The organism is Microbacterium kunmingense (assembly GCF_023155745.1).
GTDB classification, from domain to species: Bacteria; Actinomycetota; Actinomycetes; order Actinomycetales; family Microbacteriaceae; genus Microbacterium; species Microbacterium kunmingense.
In genome coordinates this window covers 138,816-160,150 of record NZ_JAKNUS010000001.1, presented here as the reverse complement: position 1 = coordinate 160,150, position 21,335 = coordinate 138,816, and the positions used below count along the sequence as shown (strand labels likewise).

Below are 21,335 nucleotides of genomic sequence, written 5' to 3'. Positions count from 1 at the left end.
CCACCTCGCTCACCGCACCCAAGGAGACATCCATGACCACCACCGTCAGCTACGACGACGTCGCCGGCCTCGCCGGCACCGACCTCGGCTACACCGACTGGCTCGAGGTCACCCAGGACCGGGTGAACCTCTTCGCCGACGCCACCGACGACCACCAGTGGATCCACGTCGACCCCGCCCGCGCCGCGGAGGGACCCTTCGGCGCGCCGATCGCGCACGGCTTCCTCTCGCTGTCGCTGACGGTGAAGTTCTGGTCGGAGCTGTTCGACGTCACCGGTGTCAGCACCCGCGTGAACTACGGCCTGGACAAGGTGCGCTTCGTCTCGCCGGTGAAGGTCGGCGCGCGCGTGCGCATGACCGCCGTCATCGCCGAGGTCACCGAGGTCAAGGGCGGCTACCAGTTCGCCGTCGACCAGACCATCGAGATCGAGGGCGCCGAGAAGCCCGCCGTCGTCGCACGGGGCCTGTACCGCTTCTACGCCTGAGCGCCGTTCGGCGGCGCGTCCCGGCATCCGACTTCGAAGGAGAAGTGCATGCACAACCACGGCATCGGAGCGTGGGCGGCCACACGCCGCCGGAAGAGCCCCGACAAGGTGGCGATCGTCGCCGGCGACGTGCAGGTGACCTATCGGCAGTTCGCCGACCAGGCCGACCGCATCTCGTCGGTGCTCCGCCACCGCGGGCTCGGACGCGGCGACGCGGTGGCCTACATCGGTGAGAACTGCCCCGAGTTCCTCGAGGTGATGTTCGCCGCGGCGCAGCTGGGTGCCGTGTTCGTACCCGTGAACACCCGGCTCGCCCCGCCCGAGGTCGCCCACGTGCTCGCCGACTCGGGCGCCCGCGTTGTGATCGTCGACCCCGCGCTTCGCGAGCGCGCTCAGCCGGGGATCGACGGGGCCCGCATCGGCGACGTCATCCCGACCGGGGAGGGTGATGCGCAGCATCCGGGACTTGATCAGCTCATCCGCGCGGCGTCCGGCGGTCACGCCGACGAGCAAGTCGGCCCCGACGACCCCGCGGCGATCATCTACACCTCCGGCACGACCGGGAAGGCGAAGGGTGCGGTCCTCACCCACGGGAATCTCACGTGGGTGGCGCTGAACTGCATCATCGACTACGACGTGGTCTCGACCGACATCGCGCTGATGATCTCGCCGCTCTTCCACGTCGCCTCGCTCGGTATGGGGGCGCTGCCGGTCTTCCTCAAGGGCGGCACCCTCGTGCTCGAGAAGGGCTTCGACCCGGGCCGGGCGCTGGCCCTCATCGCGCGGCACCGGGTGACGATGCTGAGCGGTGTGCCCACCACGTATCAGCTGATGGCCGATCATCCCGACTGGGCCGGCACCGACCTGTCGTCGCTGCGGAAGCTCACGTGCGGTGGATCGGCCGTGCCCACCCGCATCCTCAACGCCTACGAGGAGCGGGGGATGTCGTTCTCGCAGGGCTACGGCATGACCGAGACCTCCCCCGGGGCGACGTCGCTGTCGCCGGAGAAGACGCGCGAGAAGCAGGGGAGCGTGGGTCTGCCGCACTTCTTCACCGAGGTGCGCATCGCCGACGAGCAGGGCGCGATGGTGCCGCGCGGCACGGTGGGCGAGATCGAGATCTCGGGACCGAACGTGTTCGCAGGGTACCTGAACCTGCCGGATGCCACGGCCGCGGCGTTCACCGCAGACGGCTGGTTCCGCTCGGGAGACCTCGGATACCTCGACGCCGACGGGTACCTCTTCATCGCCGACCGGCTGAAGGACATGATCATCTCGGGCGGCGAGAACATCTACCCCGCCGAGGTCGAGAACCTCATCAGCGACGTCGCCGGCGTGACGGGGGTCGCCGTGATCGGCGTGCCCGACGAGCGCTGGGGCGAGGTGCCGTGGGCGATCCTCACCGTGGCGCCGGGCACCGAGGTGTCGCTCGAGGATGTGCGGGGACACCTCGAGGGGCGGATCGCCCGGTACAAGATCCCGAAGAACGTCGTCGTGGTCGACGAGCTGCCCCGCACCGCGTCGGGCAAGGTGCGCAAGGCCGAGCTGCGCACGCGCTTCGGCGGGTAGCGGAGCGGGGCTATCCGCGGCGAAGTGATCGACGTGGCACAAATGGTCGCGCCCCGCGACAAAACGCGACCACCTCCGCCACCCCGATCACCCCCACCACATCGACGTGGCACAAATGGTCGCACCCCGCGACAAAACGCGACCACCTTCGCCACCCCGATCTCGTGCAGCCCCGGCGACCGCCGCACGCCCGGCGCTCCCCTTGAGGCGGAGCCCCCGGCCGTGTCAGGGTCGGCGCATGAGTCTCGTTCGCATGGACCTGAACATCTCCCTCGACGGCATCGCCGCCACGGCCGACCAGACACCCGAGAACCCGTTCGGGGAGGACTGGGGCCGTCTCGTCGAGGCCTACACGCAGACACGCACCTTCCGCGAACAGGTGCTGCACGACACCAGCGGCGCGGGCACCACCGGACTCGACGACGAGTACGCCCGCGGCTACTTCGACGGGGTCGGCGCCGAGATCATGGGCGCCGGCAAGTTCGGTCTCCACGCCCACCCGGATGACCCGGACTGGCGCGGCTGGTGGGGGGATGACCCGCCCTTCCACACCCCCGTGTTCGTCCTCACCCACACCCCCCGCCCGCCCCTGCAGATGCAGGGCGGAACGACCTTCACCTTCCTCGAGGCCTCCCCGACCGAGGCGCTCGCCATCGCGCGCGAGGCGGCGGGCGACAGGGACATCCGCATCGGCGGCGGACCGACGATGGCCCGCGAGTACCTCCGCGCCGGCCTCGTCGACGTGCTGCACGTGGGGATCACCCCGATCATCCTCGACAAGGGCATCCGCCTCTGGGACGAACTGCGCGGCCTCGACCGCGACTACGACGTGTCGTCGGAGGTCTCCTCCAGCGGCGTCGTCCACGTCACCTTCATCCGGACGCCCCGCGGCTGACCCTCACCCGACGAGCGCGGCGAACTCTCGCACCGCCGGGAACGCCAGCTCGCGGTGGCGGCGGGTGAACAGCTCGAGCGAGCGCTCGGCCGGCCAGTCGTCATCCATGTACTGCGCCGGCAGTGCGGGGTCTGCCCGCAGCAGCGCCAGCCAGTCGGCGACGAGCAGGATGCGGGTGGCCAGCGCACCGGGAGCGTCGGGGTCGACTTCGTCATCCCACTGGGCGAGGAACTCGTGGTGCGCGCGTCGGATCGACGCGATGTCCCACGCGGTGCGTACCGCCTCCCCCATCGGGAAGCCCTCGAGCTGCCGGGCGGCGAACGCCGTCACCGAGCCGGGCTTGAGATCCGGGATGATGGCGGCGAGCGCCGCCGCCAGATCGACCTCCCCCGGGGCGATCCACAGGCCGTCGCGCAGCGGCGCGAACCCCGACCAGGTGAGCGCCGCCCGCAGACGGTGGCGGAGGGTGCGCTGATGCTCGGGAACGCTGAAGGTCACCAGCGTCCACCCCTCCCCCTCCCGCGCGAACGGCGTCGGGCTGTGCACGCGGTGCGACGCCTCGCGCAGCACGTCGCTGCCGTGCGGGGTCAGCACGAAGCCGATCTCCCGCCCGAGGCGGCGCCGTTCGACGAGTCCGGTGAAGACCATCCGGTCGAGGTTCGTCCGCACCGCGGGGCCCGCGACCCCCGCCCCCTCCAGCACGCCCAGCAGCACGCTCGCACGCAGCGGCTCGAAGTAGCGGTCGCACACGTACTCGCCGAAGAACGCCAGCAGGAGCTGACGGGGCTTGCGCGTCAGGAAGGTGCGGTCGGGCGGCGCCGACCGGAGGACGGGGGAGGTCACGCCACTGCGCCCGGCCTCACGGCCTCGCCGCGCTTGGCGCGCTGGATCTGCTCGTACACGTGGGTGCGGAGCTCCGTGAACCGGGGCATCGCGCGCGTCGTGATCTGGTCGCGCGTGGGCGGCAGGTCGATCGCCAGATCCTCCTGCACCCAGGTGGGCGACTTCGAGAGCACCACGACGCGCTCACCGAGGTACACCGACTCGTCGATGTCGTGGGTGACGAAGAGGATCGACATCCCGCGCTCGCGGTGGAGCGTGCGCACCAGGTCCTCGAGGTCGGCGCGGGTCTGGGCGTCGACGGCCGCGAACGGCTCGTCCATGATCAGCACCTCGGGCTGATAGGCCACGGCTCGCGCGATCGCGACGCGCTGCTGCATCCCACCCGACAGCTGCCAGGGGTAGCTCTTGTCGGCGTGATCCAGGCCGACGGCCTTCAGTGCGTCGTCGACAAGGCGGTCGCGGTCGGCCCGCGACATCCGCTTGTGCTTCAGCGGCAGCTCGACGTTCCCGCGCACGGTCAGCCACGGATACAGCGACCGGCCGTACTCCTGGAACACCAGCGCCATGCTCTCGGGCGGATTCGTCACGGGCTGGCCGTCGAGCTCCACCGAGCCGGCGGTCGGACGCAGGAGTCCCGCGATGCACTTCAGCAGGGTCGTCTTGCCGCAGCCGGACGGACCGACGATGCAGACCAGCTCGCCGGCCCTCATCTGGAAGCTGATGTCGCCGATGGCTTCGACGTTCCCGGTCGCCGCCTCGTAGACCTTCTTGAGGTTCTGGACCTCGAGCAGCGTTTCAGGCACGCTCCACCTCCTTGATTCCGTGGTACCAGCGCAGCACCCGCCGCTCGACGAATCCGAAGATCGTGGCGAGCAGCACGCCGATGAGGCCGAGCAACACGATGCCGCTCCACATCTCGGCGATGAGGTAGTTCCGCTGGAAGAAGACGATGCGGTAGCCGAGCCCCGACGAGGAGTAGAACATCTCGGAGATGACCATGAGGATCAGCGCGATCGACAGGGCCTGGCGCACCCCGGTCATGATGCGCGGGCTCGCGGCGGGAAGGACGAGGTAGCGGATGCGTTCGCCCGGCGTCAGCGCGAACGATCGGGCGGTCTCGGTCATGACGCTGTCCGTCGCACGCACGCCGTCGATCGTGTTGAGCAGCACCGGCCAGAGCGAGCCGGCGACGATGACGACGATCTTCATCGAGTCGGTGGGTCCGAGGAGCACCGCCACGATCGGGATGAGGACCGGCGGCGGGATGGCGCGGAAGAACTCCAGGATCGGCTCGAGGAGTTCGCTCAGCCACCGGGTGAGTCCGATGACGAGGCCGGCGACGATGCCCACGACGATGGACAGCGCCGCACCGACGACGAGCCGCCCGAGGCTCGGGAGCACGTCGGTGACGAAGGCCGGCCCGACCCAGGTCTCCACGAACGCCTCGGCGATGACGAGCGGGCTCGGGAAGAACGGGGTCGTGGCGAACGACGACCAGACACCCCAGATGACCAGGAGCAGAAGCGGGAAGCCGAGGGCGTATCCGATGCCCGAGCCGAGCCCTGCCCAGCGACGCGAACGGGGCTTCGGCGTGACCACGGTGCTGGTGTAGAGGGTCACAGCACTTCCTCCCCTCGCACCGACTGGTGCCACGAGAGCGAGCGGCGCTCGATGACCCGGAAGACGAGATTGATGATGAGGCCGAGGATGCCGGTGACGATGACCAGCGCGTAGACGCGCACGTAGTCGCCCGCCGACTGCGCGACGACGATCGCGCGACCGAGCCCGGGGTTTCCGATCGTCAGTTCGGCGGTGACGGCGAGGATCAGCGCGACGGCCGCGCCCAGGCGCAGACCCGTCATGAGGTAGGGCAGCGCCGTGGGGAGGATGAGATAGCGGATGCGCTCGGCGCGAGGCAGCCGGAAGCTCTTGGCCGTGTCGCGGGCGACGGCGTCGACGTCCGCGACGCCGTAGAGCACCTGCACGAAGATCTGCCAGAAGCTGGCGTAGACGACGATCACGAGTGCCGCCTCGATGCGGAGGCCGAACATGAGGATCGCGAGCGGGATGAGCGCGACGGAGGGGATCGGCCGGAGGAACTCCACCGTGGTGTGGGTGGCCTTGCGCAGGAACGGGACGAGTCCGATGATCGTGCCGAGGACGACGGCGAGCACCGTGGCGATGGCGAGGCCGATGGCCCACGCGGTCATCGTGCGGCCGATGTTGCGCCAGAACTCCAGGTCGCGGAGGTCTGCGGCCAGGCGCGCGAGCACCTCGGTGGGCGGCGGGAAGAAGCGCGGGTCGAGCAGCCCCAGGGTGGGGATCAGCTGCCAGGTGACGAGGAACCCGGCGATGCCGAGCGCTCCGAGGGCGACCTTGCGGAAGGTGCGGGCCCGACGGGCCGAGCGCAGGCGGTTCGGGGCCTCGGGTCGGAGCTGCCGTGGGGGCACGGTCGTCTTCGGTGATGGGAGCACCGCGTTCTCGGACACGGGGGACCTCTCGGGATCGAAGGGGGAACGGAGCGGGCGGCGCGCGGGAGCGCGGCCGCCCGCTCCGCGCGGACTACTGCTGCTGGATGAGCCGCGAGAAGTCGGGCTCGGCGTCGATGTAGCCGTATTCGACCGCGAGGGCGGCGAGGTCTTCGATGCCGGCGCTGCCGAGGTCGGCGGTGAACTCCGGCAGCACGATGCCCGCCGCAGCCTCCTCGGGGATCTCGAGGTTCGTCGCGATGGCGGCGCGGACGGCGTCCTTGTTCTGCGAGGCGAACTCCAGCGCGTCGGCCATGGCCGCGGCGTAGTCGGCGACGAGCTCGGGGTCTTCGTCGATCTTGGCCTGCGTGGTGAAGTTGGTCAGCACCGTCAGGCCCGGGATCGTCGCCTGGTAGGGCGCCACGACCTCGACCCCGCCGCCACCGACGACGATGCCGCGGAACGGGTCGGGCACCCACGCCGCGTCGATGTTGCCGGCCTCGAGCTGCGCCTGCGCGTCGGGGAAGGCGACCTCGACGAACTCGATGGTGGACGAGTCGCCGCCGGCGTCGTCGACGGCCTTGCGGATGGTGAGGTCACCGGCGGCGCCGAGGCTGTTGACCGCCACGCGCTTGCCGGCGAGGTCGGCGGGGCCGGCGATGCCCGCGTCGCCGAGGGCGACGACGGCGTTGACGTCCTCACCCGAGGTGAGCGAGGAGGCGTAGTTGCTGAAGATCACGACGCCGAGGTCCTGCAAATCGGCGCGGATCGGGCCGAAGGGCTGACCGATCGCGAAGTCGATGTCGCCGCTGAGGAGGGCAGGGATGGCCTGGGCGCCGCCCTGGGCGGGCACGACCTCGACGTTCAGTCCGTACTCCTCGAAGATCCCCTCGTCGATCGCCGCCCACAGCGCGCCGGACTCGGCGATGGGAAGGGCGGCCACGCGGACATCGCGGACCTCTTCGGTCGTGCCGCCGGCGTCGGCGCTGTCGCTGGGTTCGGCGGTGGGGCCGGCTGCGGAGTCGGTGCAACCGGCGAGGGCGAGTGCGGCTACGGCCATCAGGCCGAATGCGGCGAGCCTCTTCTTCATTGACGGGCCTCTCGTTGGTGTCGGAGTGGAGCCGGTCTCGAGGCGTGACGTCGGTGCTGCGTCGGGTCGTCACATCCTCGTGGCCTGACGTGTTCATGGTCGGTCAGGCGACATCCGCTTGTCAAGACTTTTGTGACGAGCGTCACCGAATTGTTGAATCTGCCAGTCGGAAATGCCTCTTGCCATTACCTATGGACATAGTTATCGTGATCTCGAGAGCACCGATGCTCATCGCAGAGGAAAGGACCTCGACGTGGCACGCACCACCTCCGAACATTCCGCAGCCGCTCGCGCGCTGGTACAGGACTACTCGCTGGAGATGACAGGGAAGGACATCCCGGGTCTCCAGGAGGCACGGGACTCGATCCCCGCTGGCACCAAGGTGAACGTGACCTTCCTCGGCAACGAAGACCTCGAGATGCGGGTCGCCGCCTCCAAGGCGGTCAAGGAGGCGGGCTTCGTGCCCGTTCCGCACATCTCGGCGCGGCGCCTGAAGTCGGCCGAGCAGCTGCGGGAATTCCTCTCCCACCTCCAGACCGTCGGTGCCAGCGAGCACGTCTTCTCCGTCGGCGGTGACCCGGCCGAGCCCGAGGGCCCGTACGAGGACTCGCTGTCGGTGATCCGCTCCGGCATCCTGCAGGAGTACGGCGTGAAGGAGGTCAGCATCGCGGGGTACCCCGAGGGTCACCCCGACATCGCCGACGACATCCTGTGGCGCCACCTCGAGGACAAGATCGCCGCGCTCTCGGAGCAGGGCCTGGACGCGGTCATCCTCACCCAGTTCGCCTTCGACACCGACCCGGTGATGGCCTGGATCCAGGAGGTCCGCCGCCGCGGCATCACCGCCGAGATCCGGATCGGCACGCCCGGACCCGCCGGCATCAAGCGCCTGCTGGGCTTCGCCCGCCGCTTCGGAATCGGCGCGAACGCCATGATCGTGAAGAAGTACGGCTTCTCCCTGACCAACCTGATGGGAACCGCCGGCCCCGACCGCTTCGTCACCGACCTCGCAGACCTACTGGCGCAGAACGGCACGCTCGGCAATGTCAGACTGCACTTCTACACATTCGGCGGCCTGCGCGCGACCTCGGAGTGGGTGCGCGATTTCCGCGCCCCACAATCCTGAGGAGTTCTCATGACGCTGCACACCGATGCCCGGCGCGACCACGCCTGCCTGATCGTCCACGGCCCCGACCAGCCTGGGATCGTCGCGGCCGTGTCGTCGCTGATCGCGCGCAACGAGGGCAACATCGTCACCCTCGACCAGTACTCCGACAACCCCGAGGGCGGGGAGTTCTTCCAGCGCGTGGTCTTCCACCGCGCCGATCTCACCGCGACGATGCCGGCGATCGAAGCCGACCTGGAGAAGACCCTCGGCCCGCTCGGCATGACATGGGTGCTCACCGACCAGTCGGTGCCCAAGCGCATGGCGATCCTCGCCTCGACGAGCGACCACTGCCTGCTGGAGCTGCTCTGGCGTCACCGCCGCGGCGAGCTTCCCGTCACCATCCCGATGGTCATCTCCAACCACACCAACACCGCCGAGGACGTCCGCTCGTTCGGGATCCCGTTCGTGCACGTGCACTCGCAGGGCCCCGACAAGTCCGCCGCCGAGGCGGAGATCCTCAAGCTCCTCGACGGCAACGTCGACTTCGTCGTGCTCGCCCGCTACATGCAGATCCTCTCCGAGGACTTCCTCGAGAAGATCAGCGTGCCGGTCATCAACATCCACCACTCCTTCCTCCCCGCCTTCATCGGGGCGGCCCCCTACAAGAAGGCCAAGGAGCGGGGCGTGAAGCTCATCGGCGCGACGAGCCACTACGTCACCGCCGACCTCGACGAGGGACCGATCATCGAGCAGGACGTCGCCCGCGTCGATCACCGGATGACCGCCGCAGACCTCCAGGCCCGTGGCGCCTACGTCGAGCGCGCCGTGCTCTCGCGCGCCGTGCAGTGGCACGCCGAGGACCGCGTCATCCGTCACGGCAACCACACGATCGTCTTCAGCGACCGCCCCTGACGATCCCCCGCACCCTCCCGAAGACCACCTACCGAACAGAGAGGTTCCACCCATGGCAGAGAATCTGCAGCAGCTGCTGGACGAGAAGGGAAGCCCGGTCGAGTTGCTCCGCAACTCCCAGATCGGCTCGTACATCTACCCCGTCGTGCCCGCTGACTTCCAGAACTGGATCAAGGAGCAGAAGGCCTGGCGCGACACCGCGGTCCTGTACGACCAGTCGCACCACATGGACAATGTGTTCCTCCGCGGCTCGGACGCGATCAACCTGATCCGCGACACCGCGATCAACTCGGTCGAGGTCTTCCCCGTCAACCGCGCCAAGCAGTACGTGCCGACCACCGCGTCGGGTCACGTCATCGGCGACGGCATCCTCTTCCACGAGGAGGAGGACCAGTACGTCTACGTCGGCCGCGCGCCGGCGTCGAACTGGCTGATGTTCCACGGTGAGACCGGCGGCTACAAGAACCTCGAGATCGAGGTCGACCGCCGCTCGCCGTCGCGTCCCTACGGCGACGCGGTCTCGCGCCGGTACTACCGCTTCCAGATCCAGGGCCCCGCGGCCTGGAAGGTCATCGAGAAGCTCAACGGCGGCCCGCTCGAGCAGCTGCGGTTCTTCGCGATGTCGACGATGAACATCGAGGGCATGAACGTCCGCACGCTCCGCCACGGCATGGCCGGCGCTCCGGGTCTGGAGATCTGGGGTCCCTACGCCGACCACCACCGCGTCCGCGACATCATCGTCGAGGCCGGGGCCGAGTTCGGCCTGGTGCCGGTGGGTTCGCGCGCCTACCCCTCGAACACGCTCGAGTCGGGCTGGATCCCCTCTCCCCTCCCCGCCATCTACACCGGCGAAGAGGAGCGCGCGTACCGCGAGTGGCTCGGCGTCGACAGCTACGAGGCGACGGGCACACTCGCCGGCTCGTTCGTGTCGAACAACATCGAGGACTACTACCTCACCCCGTGGGAGCTCGGCTACGGCTCGTTCGTGAAGTTCGACCACGACTTCATCGGACGTGACGCGCTGGAGAAGATCGACCCCGCCACCCAGCGCAAGAAGGTCACGCTGGCCTGGAACGCCGAGGACCTCGGCCGGGTGTGGTCGTCGCTCCTGGACGTCGACGGCCCGAGCTACAAGTTCTTCGACCTGCCGCTGGCCAACTACGGCTCGGCGAACTACGACTCGGTCGTGGACGCCGACGGCACCGTCGTCGGGTTCTCGATGTTCACCGGGTACAGCGCCAACGAGAAGCGCGGCCTGTCGCTCGGCACCGTCGACCCCGACGTGCCCGAGGGCACCGAGCTCAAGGTCGTCTGGGGCGAGCCGAACGGCGGCTCGTCGAAGGCGTCGGTCGAGCCGCACGAGCAGACCGAGGTCCGCGTCGTGGTCTCGCCGGTGCCGTACTCCACGGTGGCCCGCCAGACCTACCAGGGCGGATGGCGCACCGGATACAAGAACGACTGACCGTGATGGCGGAGGGGCTCGGGCGTACGCGTCCGGGCCCTTTTGCTACCCTCACCCCCAGACCCCGGCAAGGAGCTTCATGAGTCTGCGATACGCGCTGCTGGCGATCCTGCGGGTCGGCGCGCTCTCGGGGTACGACCTGCAGAAGCAGTTCTCGCTCTCGGTCGGTCACGTCTGGCACGCACCGGACTCCCAGATCTATCCCGAGCTGCGCAAGATGGAGCAGGAGGGCCTGGTCGAGGCCGAGGAGCAGACCCGCGGCGAGCGCGGCCGTCGACGGCTCTACCACGTGACGGATGCCGGTGATCGGGCGTTCCTCGACTGGATGACGGCGCCGCTGGACTACCAGCGGGTGCGCGACCCCGCCCACCTTCGCGCCGCCTACCTCGAGACCACGACGCCCGAAGCGGCGCGGGAGTTCCTCGCCCGCCACATCACCGTCTGGTCGGCCGAGCTCGCCCAGTGGGAGGGGGAGCTCGCCCGCATCGATGCGCTCAGCAACCCCATGCTCGTCCGCCGGCTCGCCGGCACCCCCGACGAGGAACGCGAGCGCACGATCGCCTACAAGCGCTTCGCCTACGAGGGGCTCGTCGAGCGCGCCCGCGGCGAGATCGAGTGGGCCCGGCGCGGCCTCGATCTCGTCGATCGGGTGAGCTGACGCTCGAGTGCGCAGGCCCGCCGGATTGGCGACATAATCCGCGGCGATCTCGTCGGCAATCGCCGTTTCGGAGTACGCTCGGAGCGTACGCGGCGGATCCTTCTCCTCGGCGATGGCCGCGTGCCCGGTCGACGTCGATGGAGAGGTGGAGCGGATGACCGACGCAGACGTTCTGGATGACGCGCCCGCGCGCCCCGACCTCACGCAGCGCATCCGCGACGCGATCCTGAGCGCGGAGTTCGCCCCCCATCAGCGGCTCATCGAAGCAGACCTCAGCGAACGCTTCGACGCGTCGCGGGCGTCGGTGCGCAACGCGCTGTTGAACCTCGCCGGCGAGGGCCTCGTGGAGCGCCTGCCGAACCGCGGCGCCCGCGTGCGCGCGATCAGCATCGACGAGGCCGTCGAGATCGTCGAGGTGCGCGTGGGGCTGGAGTCGCTGTGCGCCCGCAAGGCCGCCGAGAACCTCTCCCCGGCGGGCGAAGCCGAGCTGCGCGCCATCCGCGACGGCATCGAGGAGGCGATCGCGACCGGGAACCTCGTGGAGTACGCGCGCCTGAACCAGGAGATGGACCGGTGCCTGCGCGAGGAGAGCGGCCACGTCACCGCGACCCAGCTGCTCGAGCGACTGCGCGCCCAGTCGGCGCGGCACCAGTTCCGCCTCGCGTTCCACCCGGGGCGGGCGTCGCAGTCGGCGCCGGAGCACATCGCGATCATCGACGCGGTGCTCGCCCGCGACCCCGAGGCGGCCGATGCCGCGACCCGGGCTCACCTGAACGGCATCGTCGGCGTGCTGCACGCGCTCGGCTGACCTCCCGCGCAGGACCGCGCGATCCCCTTCCCGCGCGCTCGACCCTTGCCCCGCCCGCCGGCGACCCGTCGAAAACTGCGGCCTGCGCGCGGCAGCCCGCGCACCACCCGTCGAAATCTGCGGCCTGCGCGCGCCAGCCCGCGCACGACCCGTCAGAAACTGCGGCCTGCGCGCGGCACGGGCGGCATCCTGTGACGGGTCGCGCGCGTCGTGGTGAACCCTGCGCCCCGCCACCCGCACGATCTGCCCACACCCGCAGCTTCCACCCGCGACCCGTCAGAAACTGCGGCCTGCGCGCGCCTCGAGCCGCATCCTGCGACGGGTCGCGCACACGCCCAGCCCCCGCCGCGCACACGGAGGCGCGCCGCCCCGAACGGGACGACGCGCCTCGCGAAGGGACGACGGGTTACTCGAAGGACTCGACCGTGTCGTAACCGCGGCCGTTGTACTTCTGCACCACGACGCTCGAGACGGCGGGCTGGCCGGCCTCGGTGGTGTCGACCAGGGTGCCCGGGAGCATCAGCGGCGCCTCGTAGCCCGAGACGTTGCGGAGGGCCTCCATGAAGTTCTCGCGGGTCGGCTCGGTCATCTCGCCGAACACCTGCTCGAGGGTGCCGCCGATCATGTAGCTCCACATGCAGTGCGGGAACGCCGGCACATCGGGGTAGTCGGCGTACTCGGCGAGGTTGGTGAGGAAGTTCTGCACGTCCTCGTCCTCGGCGTAGGCCGGGCTCGCAGGCGCCTTGGCGAACGACACCGAGTAGACGCCGGGGAAGGCCGTCGCGCCACCGGGCTCCAGGATCGCCGTGGGGCTGGAGGTGTTCGAGGGCAGGAACCACGAGGGGAGCCATCCGAGCTCCTGCGCCTTCTGCAGCGAGGAGATCACCAGCGGAGTGATCGACATCGCGTTGAAGAAGACGTCGGCGCCCGACGCGGCGAGCTCGGTGAGCTGCGCATCGACCGACGTGTCGGTCGCCTCGTAGGTGAGCTCCTCGACGATCTCGACGTTGTCGGCGCCCTCGATCGCCTCCTTGAAGCCCTCGACGTAGCCCTCGCCGTAGTCGTCGTTCTGCGCGAGGATGGCGACCTTGTGGTCTTCGCCGGAGGCTGCCAGCAGCTCGCCGAACGCGGCGCCCTCGTTCTGGTAGATCGGCACGAAGCCGAGCTGCCACGGGCTCTCGTCGGTGTTGGAGAACAGCGGGTCGCCGGTCATGATGAGCACCTGGGGCACCTCATCGTCGATCGCCGCCTCGCGCCACGCGCGGTTGGTCGGCGTGCCGAGGCCCGATGTCATGGCGAACACGCTGTCCTTGAGCTGCTCGAAGTTCGCCGCCGCCTGCTGAGGGTCGTAGGCGTCATCTAGGGCCTCGATCTCGACGGTGCGCGTGTTGCCGTCACCGAACTCGATGCCTCCCGCAGCGTTCGCGGCGCCGAAGTACGCCTCCAGGCCCGCCACCGTGCAGGTGCCGGGGCCGGCGGTGGGGCCCGACAGCGGCGTCGTGATGCCGAGGGTGATGCTGTCGTCGGTGATGCCGGGGCTCGCCGCGACGGCGTCGCCCGAGGCGTCGCCGCCCCCGGTGTTCGCGCCGCGGGCACAGCCCGTGGCCACCAGGGCGAGGATGCCGATGCCGGCGACGACGGTCGTCACCCGTGCCCGGCGTCCCCACGTCTTCGTGTGGAACTCGCTCATGTGTCTTGCTCTCTCTCGGTGGATGGGTGGGATGCGGCGACCGGCTGCGGTGTCGCCGCCTGAGACCGCGCGCCGGGTCCTCCCCCCCGATCACCGCGGCGGACCAGCCGCCCGATGACCCGGGGAAGCGAGACGAGCCCGCCGGGGAGGAGGAACAGCACGAGCAGCAGGATGGCGCCCTGCAGCATCGCGGTCAGGTTCGGGTCGATGATGTTCGTCAGCTGCGGGACGAGGACGTAGTAGGCGCCGCCGAGGATCGACCCGACGATGCTGCCCGCCCCACCGACGACCATCGAGATGACGAGTTCGATCGAGTGACCGAAGCTCAGCGTCTCGGGCGAGGTGTACTGGATCACGACCATGTAGAGGAACCCGCTCACCCCGCCGATGAGGGCGGCGATGGTGAAGGCGAGCACCTTGTACTTGTAGGGCGAGATGCCCATGGATGCCGCGACCGCCTCGTTCTCCTTCACGATGGCGAATGCGCGACCGTACTTCCCCCGCACGAGGTTGCGGGTGAGGAGGAAGGTGATGCCGCCGATCAGCAGCACGAGGTACAGCTGCCACTGGTCGTCGTATAGGGGCGCCCACTCCGGGGCGCCCGAGAACCGCGCCGACAGGCCCTGCGATCCGCCGGTGAACTCCCCGAGGCGCCGAGCGAGCGGAACGCCGACGATGGGGAGGGCGATGGTCACCATCGCGATCGCGAGCCCCCCGAGCCGGGCGGCGGCCAGCGCGATGACGAGACCGACGAGGGCGGTGAGGGCCAGGGCGAGGATGAACACCAGGATGATGTTCCACTCCTGCGACACCCCGTAGGCGGTGATGTAGGCCCCGAGCCCGACGAAGAAGATCTGGCCGAGCATGACCTGGCCGGTGTAGCCCATGATCACGTTGAGCCCGAGGACGGCGACGGCGAAGACGCCGATGCGGGCGAGGGTGGAGTTCGTCCCCGCGTCGAAGACCAGCGGGAGGATGATCGCAGCGAGCACGCCGAGCGCGAGACCCGCCCATCTCACCCAGGGGCGCTGCAGGAAGCCGGTTGCCGTCGTCATCACACCCGCACCACGACTTTCCGGCCGAACAGGCCCTGCGGCCTCAGGATGAGGACGATGAACAGGAGGATGAAGGGCACCGCGATCCGGAGGTCGTACCCGATGAAGGGCACGTAGACCGCGGCGAGGTTCTCCAGCACACCGATCAGCCACGCCGCGACCACAGCACCGAGCGGGCTGGAGAGTCCGCCGATGATGACGGCGGCGAGGGCGTAGACCAGGGCGCCGTCCATCATCCCGGGGGTGAGGGTGAGCTGGGGGGCGACCATCGCGCCGGCGACGGCGCCGAGAGCTGCCGCGAGCCCCCAGCCGACCATCAGGAGCCGGCCGACCTTCAATCCCGAGAACGACGCCGACTCGGGGTTGATCGCCACCGCCCGCAGCGCCAGACCCAGCTTGGTGCCGACGAACAGGCCCTGCAGGATCAGCATGATCACGACGATGACGAAGATCGTCCCGAGCGAGCGGACGCTGACCACGGCGCCGAAGATGGTGACGGTGTCGAGCGGGAAGAGCGAGGGGAACTGGAGGTTGTTGTAGCTCCAGATCCACGCGCAGATGCCGGTGATGAGCGTGAGGAGGCCGATCGTGACCACGACCGCGGTGTCGGGGTCGCCCTTCTCGAAGCGGCGCATGAGGTAGCGCTCGATGAAGGCGCCGACGAAGAACGACACCACCACCGAGGCGAGGATCGCCAGGATCAGCGGCAGCCCCCACACGGTGAACTGGTAGGCGATGTAGGCCGAGAGCACCGCGATGCCGCCCTGGGCGAAATTGATCAGGCCCGTGGCCTGGTTCACCAGGACGATCGCGAGCGCGAGCGCCGCGTAGATCGACCCGGTCGACAGGCCGTCGACCACGAGTTGGATGAAGGTCTGCACGTCAGCCTCCCAGGTACGCGCGGCGGATCTCGTCCATGCCCCGCAGCTCCGCGGTCGAGCCGGTCAGGGCGTTGCGTCCCGTCTCGAGCACCGTGGCGCTGTCGACGAGGGTGAAGGCGAGGTTCGCGTTCTGCTCGACGATGAGCATCGCGATGCCCGATTCGCGGCGCAGCCGCCCGATCGCCTCGTAGACGGTCTTGGCGGTGGAGGGCGCGAGCCCGAGCGACGCTTCGTCCAGGAGCATGAGGCGGGGCTTCGCCATGATGGCGCGGGCCACGGCGAGCATCTGCTGCTCGCCGCCCGAGAGGGCCGACCCGTTCGAACGGATGCGGTCGCGCAGCTGCGGGAAGAGGTCGAGGCAGTACTCGATGTCGCTCTCGATCCCCTTGCGGTCGCGCCGGAGGTAGGCGCCGACGCGGAGGTTCTCCCGCACCGTCAGGCCCCCGAGCGTGCCGCGTCCCTCCGGCACGTGTGCGATCCCCATCGCCGCGACCTTCTCCGGCTTGGAGCCGCGGATGTCCTTGCCCTCGAAGAGGATGCTGCCGCCGGCGCGGACCGTGCCGCTGATCGCCCGGAGCGTGGTCGTCTTGCCGGCGCCGTTGGCCCCGAGGATGCCGACGGCACCGCCGTCCGGGACGCTCAGCGACACCCCCTCCAGCACCTGGACGGGTCCGTAGAACGCGGTGACGTCCTTCAGCTCAAGCAGCGTCATCGGCGGCGTCCTTTCCGATGTACGCCTCGATCACGCGCGGATCGGACTGGGCCTCGGCGGCGGTGCCCTCCATGAGCTTGCGCCCGTGGTCGAGGACGACGACGTGATCGGTGAGCGCCGCGATGAGGCCCATGTTGTGCTCGACCACCACGACGGTGATGCCGTCGTCGCGAACGCGTCGGACGGTCTCGATCAGCTGCTCGACCTCGTTGTGCGGCAGGCCCGCTGCCGGCTCGTCCAGGAGCAGGAGCGAGGGCCGGCTCATCAGCGCCCGGCAGAGCTCGATGCCCTTGTGCAGGCCGTGCGACAGCTCGTCGGCCCGCACGTTCGCGGTCCATGCGAGGCCGTTGCGCTCCAGCAGGGCCAGCGCCTCGGCACGCAGCTCCTTCTCGGTACGCCGCGTCCGCGGCATCCGGATCGACCATTCCAGAGCGCCGCCGGGAAGTCGTCCGTGGGCGCCGAGGAGCACGTTCTCCAGCACGGTTTCCCGCAGCTGGAGGGCGGGATGCTGGAATGTGCGGGCGAGCCCGTGCTTGGCCAGGCTCGCGGGAGTGGACCCCAGCACCTCGGATCCGTCGATCGTGATCGACCCGCTCGAGGGCTTGTAGTGCCCGCTGATGCAGTTGAACAGCGAGGTCTTGCCGGCTCCGTTCGGACCGACGAGCCCCGCGATGCTTCCGGGTTCCACGGTGAAGGAGACATCCTCGAGCACCCGGACACCGCCGAAGTGGAGGCTGACGTCCGACACCGTCAATCGAGCACCCATTGCCCGCCTTCCGTCGTCGCGTCTCTGCTCTGACCAGGGATCGAGTCATCCCGTGAGGGGACGCTACGCGATCTTCGTAGAAATTGTCAACGATTTTGGTGCGCAGATTGAATGACTGTGGCCCATTCGTGACCTCGTGGTCCGATCGTGGCGCGGGTCGGCCGGCTGCTGCCGTAGATTTCCGTTGAACGGAACAACGCGCCGCGGTGACGATCTCGCCGCATAGTGTGACGCCGACGAATGGAGGGTCGACGATGACCGAAACACTGGCCCAGGCGATCGCCCGCGAGGGAAGCCCGGTGGAACTGCTGCGGAACCAGAACTGGCCCGCATTCACCTTCCCGGTGGCGCCGGAGTTCACGAACTGGCGCGACGAGCAGCGCGCCTGGAACACCTCGGTGGCGCTGATGGATCAGTCCCACCACATGACGCAGCTGTTCATGGACGGCGCCGACCTGATCCCCCTGCTGCAGAGCATCTCGCCGAACACGTTCGCGACCTTCCGGCCCGGTGTGGCCAAGCAGCTCATCTCGGTGAACAAGGACGGCTATCTCATCGGCGACGGCATCCTGTTCTACAACCACGAGGGTCCCGACGGCCTCGTGCTGGTGGGGCACCACATGCTCATCGACTGGGTGCGGTTCAACATCGAGAAGGCCGAGGCCGCCGGCAAGGACGTGCGGTACCGCCTCGACCCCAACTCGCACATGCGTCAGGGTCCCCCGACGTTCTACCGCTACGAGCTGCAGGGCCCCCACGCCGACCGCGTGATGGAGAAGATCTTCGGCGGGCCGGCTCCGGCGATCAAGTTCTTCCACATCGGCGACGTCGAAATCGCCGGTCGCCCCGTCAAGGCGCTTCGCCACGGCATGGCCGGGCAGCCCGGCTTCGAGTTCTACGGTCCGTGGGAGGACAACGAGATCGTGCTGAACGCGATCATGGAGGCCGGGGAGGAGTTCGACATCCGTCGCGTGGGCGCGAAGGCCTACTCGTCGTCGCCGCTGGAGTCGGGATGGGTGCCCACCCCGTTCCCCGCCGTCTTCGACGACGATTTCGCCGAGTATCGCGAGTGGCTCCCCGCCGCGCGCATCGGGTCGATCGGCGGATCGCTGTACTCGACCGACATCCACGACTACTACATGACGCCGTTCGATCTGGGTCTCGGTCGATCGGTGCGCTTCGACCACGACTTCCACGGCCGGGAGGCGTTGGAGAAAATCGCCGAGGCCCCGGCTCGTCGCAAGGTGACGCTGATCTGGAACTCCTCGGATGTCGCCGACGTCGTCCGGTCGCAGGTCGAGCCCGGCGTGCCGGCGAAGTACCTCGACTTCCCCAAGGCGCGATACGGCCTCTACCAGATGGACGAGATCCAGCAGGACGGGCGCCGCGTGGGCATCTCGACCGACGCAGGCTACGTCGCCTTCGATCAGCTGTACATGTCGCTCGCGACGCTGGACAACGACGTGCCCGAGGGCGCCGAGGTCGAGGTGCTCTGGGGCGAGGACCCGATCTCGCGCAAGCACTCGGTCGAACAGCACCGCCAGGTGCGCATCCGCGCGACCGTCGCACCGGCGCCGTACCACGAGTACGCCCGCACGGTGTATCGCGCGAACGACTGACCCGTCGCGCGGTGCGCGCCGGCTCGCTCACGTCGGCCGCTTTCCCCTCCGTCGCGAGGAGATTCGCGCTCCTGAGGACCGCGCCCCCCGGATCGGTCCTCAGGAGCGCGGATATCCGTGTGGGCGCGACGCGCACGACGCTTCGAGGAGGGGTTGATCTCGGGTAGCGTGCGAGCATGCGCCGCGCGATGGACCGATATGCGTCATTGAGATCGGTCTGGATCATCCTCATCGCGGTGGTGGGCGCCGTGCTGGCGAACCTCGCGATCTACGGGGTCGCGCGCCTGGCCGGCGTGGAGTTCTGGTTCACCGCCGCGGGCGGGCCGCTGCAGGTGCTGCCCCCGGTGCTGATCCAATTCACCGCCGTCCCGCTTCTCGTCGGGCTGACGGTGGCGGCGATCGTCGGGCACTGGTGGCGCTGGGTGTTCCTCGTCGGCCTGGTCGTGGCGGTGCTGCTCGAGGTGGGAACGATCTTCGCACTCACGATCCCCGCCGATTTCGACACCGGCAGCACCGTCGCCCTCGCCCTCTGCCACCTCGCGATGGTGCCGTTCACCGTCGCGGCACTGCTCGCCCTGCGCGCGCGCCGCGACGCGCGGCAAGCGCGAAGGCAGGAATGACTCCATGGCACGCGGATCCGCGGGGGAGTCGGTGCTCCACAAACACCTCCGCATCCTGGAGACCTTCGACGCGTGGCATCCGTTCCTGACGCTGAGTGAGATCGCGGATGCCTCGGGGCTGCCTCGATCCAGTGCGCACCGCCTCGTGGGCGAACTCGAGCGCGAAGGTCTGCTCGAGCGCCTGCCGGACCGGACCTACCGTCTGGGCGTGCGCCTCTGGGAATTCGCCAGCCGCACGCCGGGCGCCCTGGGGCTGCGCGAGATCGCCCGCCCGTGGCTCGCCGCCGTGCACGAGAGGGTGCGACAGCACACGCAGCTGGGGGTGCTGAGCGGCACCGACGTGCTCTTCATCGAGCGGCTCTCGACCCGCGACGCGGTGCTGAACGCCACTCTCATCGGGGGACGGATGCCGCTGCACGCGTCCTCGAGCGGACTCGTGCTCCTCGCCTTCGCCGATCCGGCGCTCGTGACCGAGGTGATCCGGCAGGGGCTCCGCGTCTACACCGAGCACACCCTCCGCACCGAGAAGGATCTGCGGGCACGCCTCCGGCAGGTGCGCGCCGACGGCTTCGCGGTCAACGACGGGCACATCCATGCCGAGTCGCGGGGAATCGCCGTGCCGGTCTCAGGGCCCGACGGTTCGGTCTACGCCGCGGTCGGGTTCGTCGTCCCCAACGACGGCGCGTCGCCGCATCCGTACATCGGGCTGCTCCGCCGCGCGGCGGCGGGCATCGCGAAGGACCTCGCCGAGGCGTATCGGGCCGACGCGGAGGAGCACCCCCTGGGCATCCGCTCGCTCGTGCGCGGGTCGGAGCGATCGCTGGAGTACTTCGAGCAGCTCACCAGCGACCCTCACGACGCCGGGATCGTGGTGCGCGGTGAGTGAGCCGACGATCGCCGTGATCGGACTCGGGGAAGCGGGGAGCCGCTACGCCGCGGGGCTCGCCGCCGCCGGCGCCCGGGTGCGGGGCTTCGATCCGCACCACGCCCCCGACCTCCCCGGCGTCGCCCACGCCGTTGATGCCGCGACCGCGGTCGCCGGAGCAGATCTCGTGCTGAGCCTCGTCCACGGCAGGCTCGCGCTCGAGGTGGCCTCGAGCCTCCTCCCCCACATCACGCCGCCCACGGTCTACGCCGACCTCAACGCGGCCTCACCCGACGCGATGCGGACTGTCGCGCGCATGGCGGCCGAGCGCGGGGTGTCGATGACGGATGTCGCGGTGCTCGCCCCCGTACCGCGGGCCGGCCACGGGACACCCCTCCTCGCGTCCGGCGACGGGGCCCCGTCGTTCGCCGCCCTGGTCGGCCCCCTGGGGGTGCCTGTCGAGGTGATCGACGCGCCCGCGGGAGCGGCTGCCGAGCGCAAGCTCCTGCGGAGCGTCTTCATGAAGGGGCTCGCCGCCGTCGTGCTCGAGAGCCTCGACGCCGCCCGCGCCGCGGGCGCGGAGACGTGGATGCGCGACCACATCGCCGCCGAGCTCGACGTCGACGGCGAGGGTCCCCAGCGCGTCGCACGACTCGTCGACGGCACCCGCACGCACGCCGCCCGGCGCGAGCAGGAGATGCACGACGCCCTTGCGGAGCTCGAGGCCCTGGGCGCCCCCACCGACATGACGCGCGCGACGCTCGCGTGGCTCGCGCGGCTCCGCGCCGCGGGCGCCCCGGACTGAGGGCGCCGCCGGGCGGACCGGCGA

At 69.6% G+C, this 21,335-nt stretch carries 22 protein-coding genes; 12 read left to right on the top strand and 10 right to left on the bottom strand.

Annotated elements, in window-relative coordinates; genetic code table 11:
* Window positions 1-32: 32 nt before the first annotated feature.
* The 3 genes from MA875_RS00875 to MA875_RS00865 all read left to right on the top strand — a co-directional run bounded on the left by MA875_RS00875 (window position 33) and on the right by MA875_RS00865 (window position 2,949).
* On the top strand, window positions 33-485 hold the full coding sequence (locus MA875_RS00875) for a MaoC family dehydratase (protein ID WP_248239666.1): 453 nt from the start codon (window positions 33-35) through the stop codon (window positions 483-485).
* A 48-nt stretch (window positions 486-533) separates the two neighbouring features.
* Entirely contained in the window at window positions 534-2,054 is a 1,521-nt protein-coding gene (locus tag MA875_RS00870; RefSeq protein WP_248239665.1) for an acyl-CoA synthetase, read from the top strand.
* A 238-nt stretch (window positions 2,055-2,292) separates the two neighbouring features.
* On the top strand, window positions 2,293-2,949 hold the full coding sequence (locus MA875_RS00865; RefSeq protein ID WP_248239664.1) for a dihydrofolate reductase family protein: 657 nt from the start codon (window positions 2,293-2,295) through the stop codon (window positions 2,947-2,949).
* 3 nt (window positions 2,950-2,952) lie between these two features.
* Here MA875_RS00865 and MA875_RS00860 read toward each other — a convergent pair whose 3' ends face one another.
* From MA875_RS00860 to MA875_RS00840, 5 genes are all read right to left on the bottom strand, one after another.
* Window positions 2,953-3,792 (bottom strand): PaaX family transcriptional regulator, encoded by an 840-nt coding sequence (locus MA875_RS00860; protein ID WP_248239663.1) that lies wholly within the window; start codon window positions 3,790-3,792, stop codon window positions 2,953-2,955.
* Window positions 3,789-4,595, bottom strand: coding sequence for an ABC transporter ATP-binding protein (locus MA875_RS00855; protein WP_248239662.1), 807 nt, complete (start codon window positions 4,593-4,595; stop codon window positions 3,789-3,791). Before MA875_RS00855 ends, MA875_RS00860 begins: the two co-directional genes overlap by 4 nt.
* On the bottom strand, window positions 4,588-5,412 hold the full coding sequence (locus MA875_RS00850) for an ABC transporter permease (protein ID WP_248239661.1): 825 nt from the start codon (window positions 5,410-5,412) through the stop codon (window positions 4,588-4,590). Before MA875_RS00850 ends, MA875_RS00855 begins: the two co-directional genes overlap by 8 nt.
* Entirely contained in the window at window positions 5,409-6,203 is a 795-nt protein-coding gene (locus MA875_RS00845) for an ABC transporter permease (RefSeq protein ID WP_248240107.1), read from the bottom strand. Before MA875_RS00845 ends, MA875_RS00850 begins: the two co-directional genes overlap by 4 nt.
* Before the next feature lie 151 nt (window positions 6,204-6,354).
* Window positions 6,355-7,350 (bottom strand): ABC transporter substrate-binding protein, encoded by a 996-nt coding sequence (locus tag MA875_RS00840; protein ID WP_248239660.1) that lies wholly within the window; start codon window positions 7,348-7,350, stop codon window positions 6,355-6,357.
* A gap of 319 nt (window positions 7,351-7,669) precedes the next feature.
* On the opposite strand from MA875_RS00840, the gene MA875_RS00835 reads away from it, so the two are divergent.
* The 5 genes from MA875_RS00835 (at window position 7,670) to MA875_RS00815 (ending at window position 12,298) form a co-directional block, all read left to right on the top strand.
* Window positions 7,670-8,476: a methylenetetrahydrofolate reductase gene (locus MA875_RS00835; protein WP_248240104.1), complete on the top strand. Its 807-nt coding sequence runs from the start codon at window positions 7,670-7,672 to the stop codon at window positions 8,474-8,476.
* Window positions 8,477-8,485: 9 nt separating this feature from the next.
* Window positions 8,486-9,370, top strand: a complete 885-nt coding sequence (purU, locus tag MA875_RS00830; protein ID WP_248239659.1) for a formyltetrahydrofolate deformylase — start codon at window positions 8,486-8,488, stop codon at window positions 9,368-9,370.
* Window positions 9,371-9,422: 52 nt separating this feature from the next.
* Window positions 9,423-10,832, top strand: coding sequence for a vanillate/3-O-methylgallate O-demethylase (gene ligM, locus MA875_RS00825; RefSeq protein WP_248239658.1), 1,410 nt, complete (start codon window positions 9,423-9,425; stop codon window positions 10,830-10,832).
* Window positions 10,833-10,911: 79 nt separating this feature from the next.
* Window positions 10,912-11,490, top strand: a complete 579-nt coding sequence (locus MA875_RS00820; protein WP_248239656.1) for a PadR family transcriptional regulator — start codon at window positions 10,912-10,914, stop codon at window positions 11,488-11,490.
* A 154-nt stretch (window positions 11,491-11,644) separates the two neighbouring features.
* Complete coding sequence (locus tag MA875_RS00815) at window positions 11,645-12,298, top strand: GntR family transcriptional regulator (protein ID WP_248239654.1); 654 nt, start codon at window positions 11,645-11,647, stop codon at window positions 12,296-12,298.
* 406 nt (window positions 12,299-12,704) lie between these two features.
* Here MA875_RS00815 and MA875_RS00810 read toward each other — a convergent pair whose 3' ends face one another.
* The 5 genes from MA875_RS00810 to MA875_RS00790 are packed head-to-tail and all read right to left on the bottom strand — an operon-like array spanning window position 12,705 to window position 17,402.
* Window positions 12,705-13,988: an ABC transporter substrate-binding protein gene (locus tag MA875_RS00810; protein ID WP_248239653.1), complete on the bottom strand. Its 1,284-nt coding sequence runs from the start codon at window positions 13,986-13,988 to the stop codon at window positions 12,705-12,707.
* Window positions 13,985-15,043 carry a branched-chain amino acid ABC transporter permease gene (locus tag MA875_RS00805; protein WP_248239652.1) on the bottom strand — a complete coding sequence of 353 codons (1,059 nt, stop codon included), beginning with the start codon at window positions 15,041-15,043 and terminating at the stop codon, window positions 13,985-13,987. The genes MA875_RS00810 and MA875_RS00805 overlap by 4 nt, the downstream gene beginning before the upstream one ends.
* Window positions 15,043-15,924 carry a branched-chain amino acid ABC transporter permease gene (locus tag MA875_RS00800; RefSeq protein WP_248239651.1) on the bottom strand — a complete coding sequence of 294 codons (882 nt, stop codon included), beginning with the start codon at window positions 15,922-15,924 and terminating at the stop codon, window positions 15,043-15,045. Before MA875_RS00800 ends, MA875_RS00805 begins: the two co-directional genes overlap by 1 nt.
* Window position 15,925: 1 nt before the next feature.
* Window positions 15,926-16,636, bottom strand: coding sequence for an ABC transporter ATP-binding protein (locus tag MA875_RS00795; RefSeq protein WP_248239650.1), 711 nt, complete (start codon window positions 16,634-16,636; stop codon window positions 15,926-15,928).
* Window positions 16,623-17,402 (bottom strand): ABC transporter ATP-binding protein, encoded by a 780-nt coding sequence (locus MA875_RS00790; protein ID WP_248239649.1) that lies wholly within the window; start codon window positions 17,400-17,402, stop codon window positions 16,623-16,625. Before MA875_RS00790 ends, MA875_RS00795 begins: the two co-directional genes overlap by 14 nt.
* A gap of 254 nt (window positions 17,403-17,656) precedes the next feature.
* On the opposite strand from MA875_RS00790, the gene MA875_RS00785 reads away from it, so the two are divergent.
* The 4 genes from MA875_RS00785 (at window position 17,657) to MA875_RS17705 (ending at window position 21,311) form a co-directional block, all read left to right on the top strand.
* Window positions 17,657-19,021: an aminomethyl transferase family protein gene (locus MA875_RS00785; protein WP_248239648.1), complete on the top strand. Its 1,365-nt coding sequence runs from the start codon at window positions 17,657-17,659 to the stop codon at window positions 19,019-19,021.
* A gap of 176 nt (window positions 19,022-19,197) precedes the next feature.
* Window positions 19,198-19,641 (top strand): DUF6069 family protein, encoded by a 444-nt coding sequence (locus tag MA875_RS00780; RefSeq protein WP_248239647.1) that lies wholly within the window; start codon window positions 19,198-19,200, stop codon window positions 19,639-19,641.
* 4 nt (window positions 19,642-19,645) lie between these two features.
* Window positions 19,646-20,527, top strand: coding sequence for an IclR family transcriptional regulator (locus MA875_RS00775; protein WP_248239646.1), 882 nt, complete (start codon window positions 19,646-19,648; stop codon window positions 20,525-20,527).
* The gene (locus MA875_RS17705; RefSeq protein WP_248239645.1) at window positions 20,520-21,311 is read left to right on the top strand and encodes an NAD(P)-binding domain-containing protein; all 792 of its coding nucleotides are present in this window, start codon (window positions 20,520-20,522) and stop codon (window positions 21,309-21,311) included. Before MA875_RS00775 ends, MA875_RS17705 begins: the two co-directional genes overlap by 8 nt.
* Window positions 21,312-21,335: the final 24 nt, after the last annotated feature.

Excerpts from the sequence above, each read along its gene's own strand:
- MA875_RS00785 (WP_248239648.1), top strand. The coding sequence starts at position 17,657 with ATGACCGAAACACTGGCCCAGGCGATCGCCCGCGAGGGAAGCCCGGTG.
- MA875_RS00790 (WP_248239649.1), bottom strand. The coding sequence starts at position 17,402 with ATGGGTGCTCGATTGACGGTGTCGGACGTCAGCCTCCACTTCGGCGGT.
- MA875_RS00810 (WP_248239653.1), bottom strand. The coding sequence starts at position 13,988 with ATGAGCGAGTTCCACACGAAGACGTGGGGACGCCGGGCACGGGTGACG.
- MA875_RS00865 (WP_248239664.1), top strand. The coding sequence starts at position 2,293 with ATGAGTCTCGTTCGCATGGACCTGAACATCTCCCTCGACGGCATCGCC.
- MA875_RS00815 (WP_248239654.1), top strand. The coding sequence starts at position 11,645 with ATGACCGACGCAGACGTTCTGGATGACGCGCCCGCGCGCCCCGACCTC.
- MA875_RS00835 (WP_248240104.1), top strand. The coding sequence starts at position 7,670 with ATGACAGGGAAGGACATCCCGGGTCTCCAGGAGGCACGGGACTCGATC.
- MA875_RS00840 (WP_248239660.1), bottom strand. The coding sequence starts at position 7,350 with ATGAAGAAGAGGCTCGCCGCATTCGGCCTGATGGCCGTAGCCGCACTC.
- MA875_RS00875 (WP_248239666.1), top strand. The coding sequence starts at position 33 with ATGACCACCACCGTCAGCTACGACGACGTCGCCGGCCTCGCCGGCACC.
- MA875_RS00780 (WP_248239647.1), top strand. The coding sequence starts at position 19,198 with ATGCGCCGCGCGATGGACCGATATGCGTCATTGAGATCGGTCTGGATC.
- ligM (WP_248239658.1), top strand. The coding sequence starts at position 9,423 with ATGGCAGAGAATCTGCAGCAGCTGCTGGACGAGAAGGGAAGCCCGGTC.
- MA875_RS00820 (WP_248239656.1), top strand. The coding sequence starts at position 10,912 with ATGAGTCTGCGATACGCGCTGCTGGCGATCCTGCGGGTCGGCGCGCTC.
- MA875_RS00805 (WP_248239652.1), bottom strand. The coding sequence starts at position 15,043 with ATGACGACGGCAACCGGCTTCCTGCAGCGCCCCTGGGTGAGATGGGCG.
- purU (WP_248239659.1), top strand. The coding sequence starts at position 8,486 with ATGACGCTGCACACCGATGCCCGGCGCGACCACGCCTGCCTGATCGTC.
- MA875_RS00795 (WP_248239650.1), bottom strand. The coding sequence starts at position 16,636 with ATGACGCTGCTTGAGCTGAAGGACGTCACCGCGTTCTACGGACCCGTC.
- MA875_RS00775 (WP_248239646.1), top strand. The coding sequence starts at position 19,646 with ATGGCACGCGGATCCGCGGGGGAGTCGGTGCTCCACAAACACCTCCGC.
- MA875_RS00870 (WP_248239665.1), top strand. The coding sequence starts at position 534 with ATGCACAACCACGGCATCGGAGCGTGGGCGGCCACACGCCGCCGGAAG.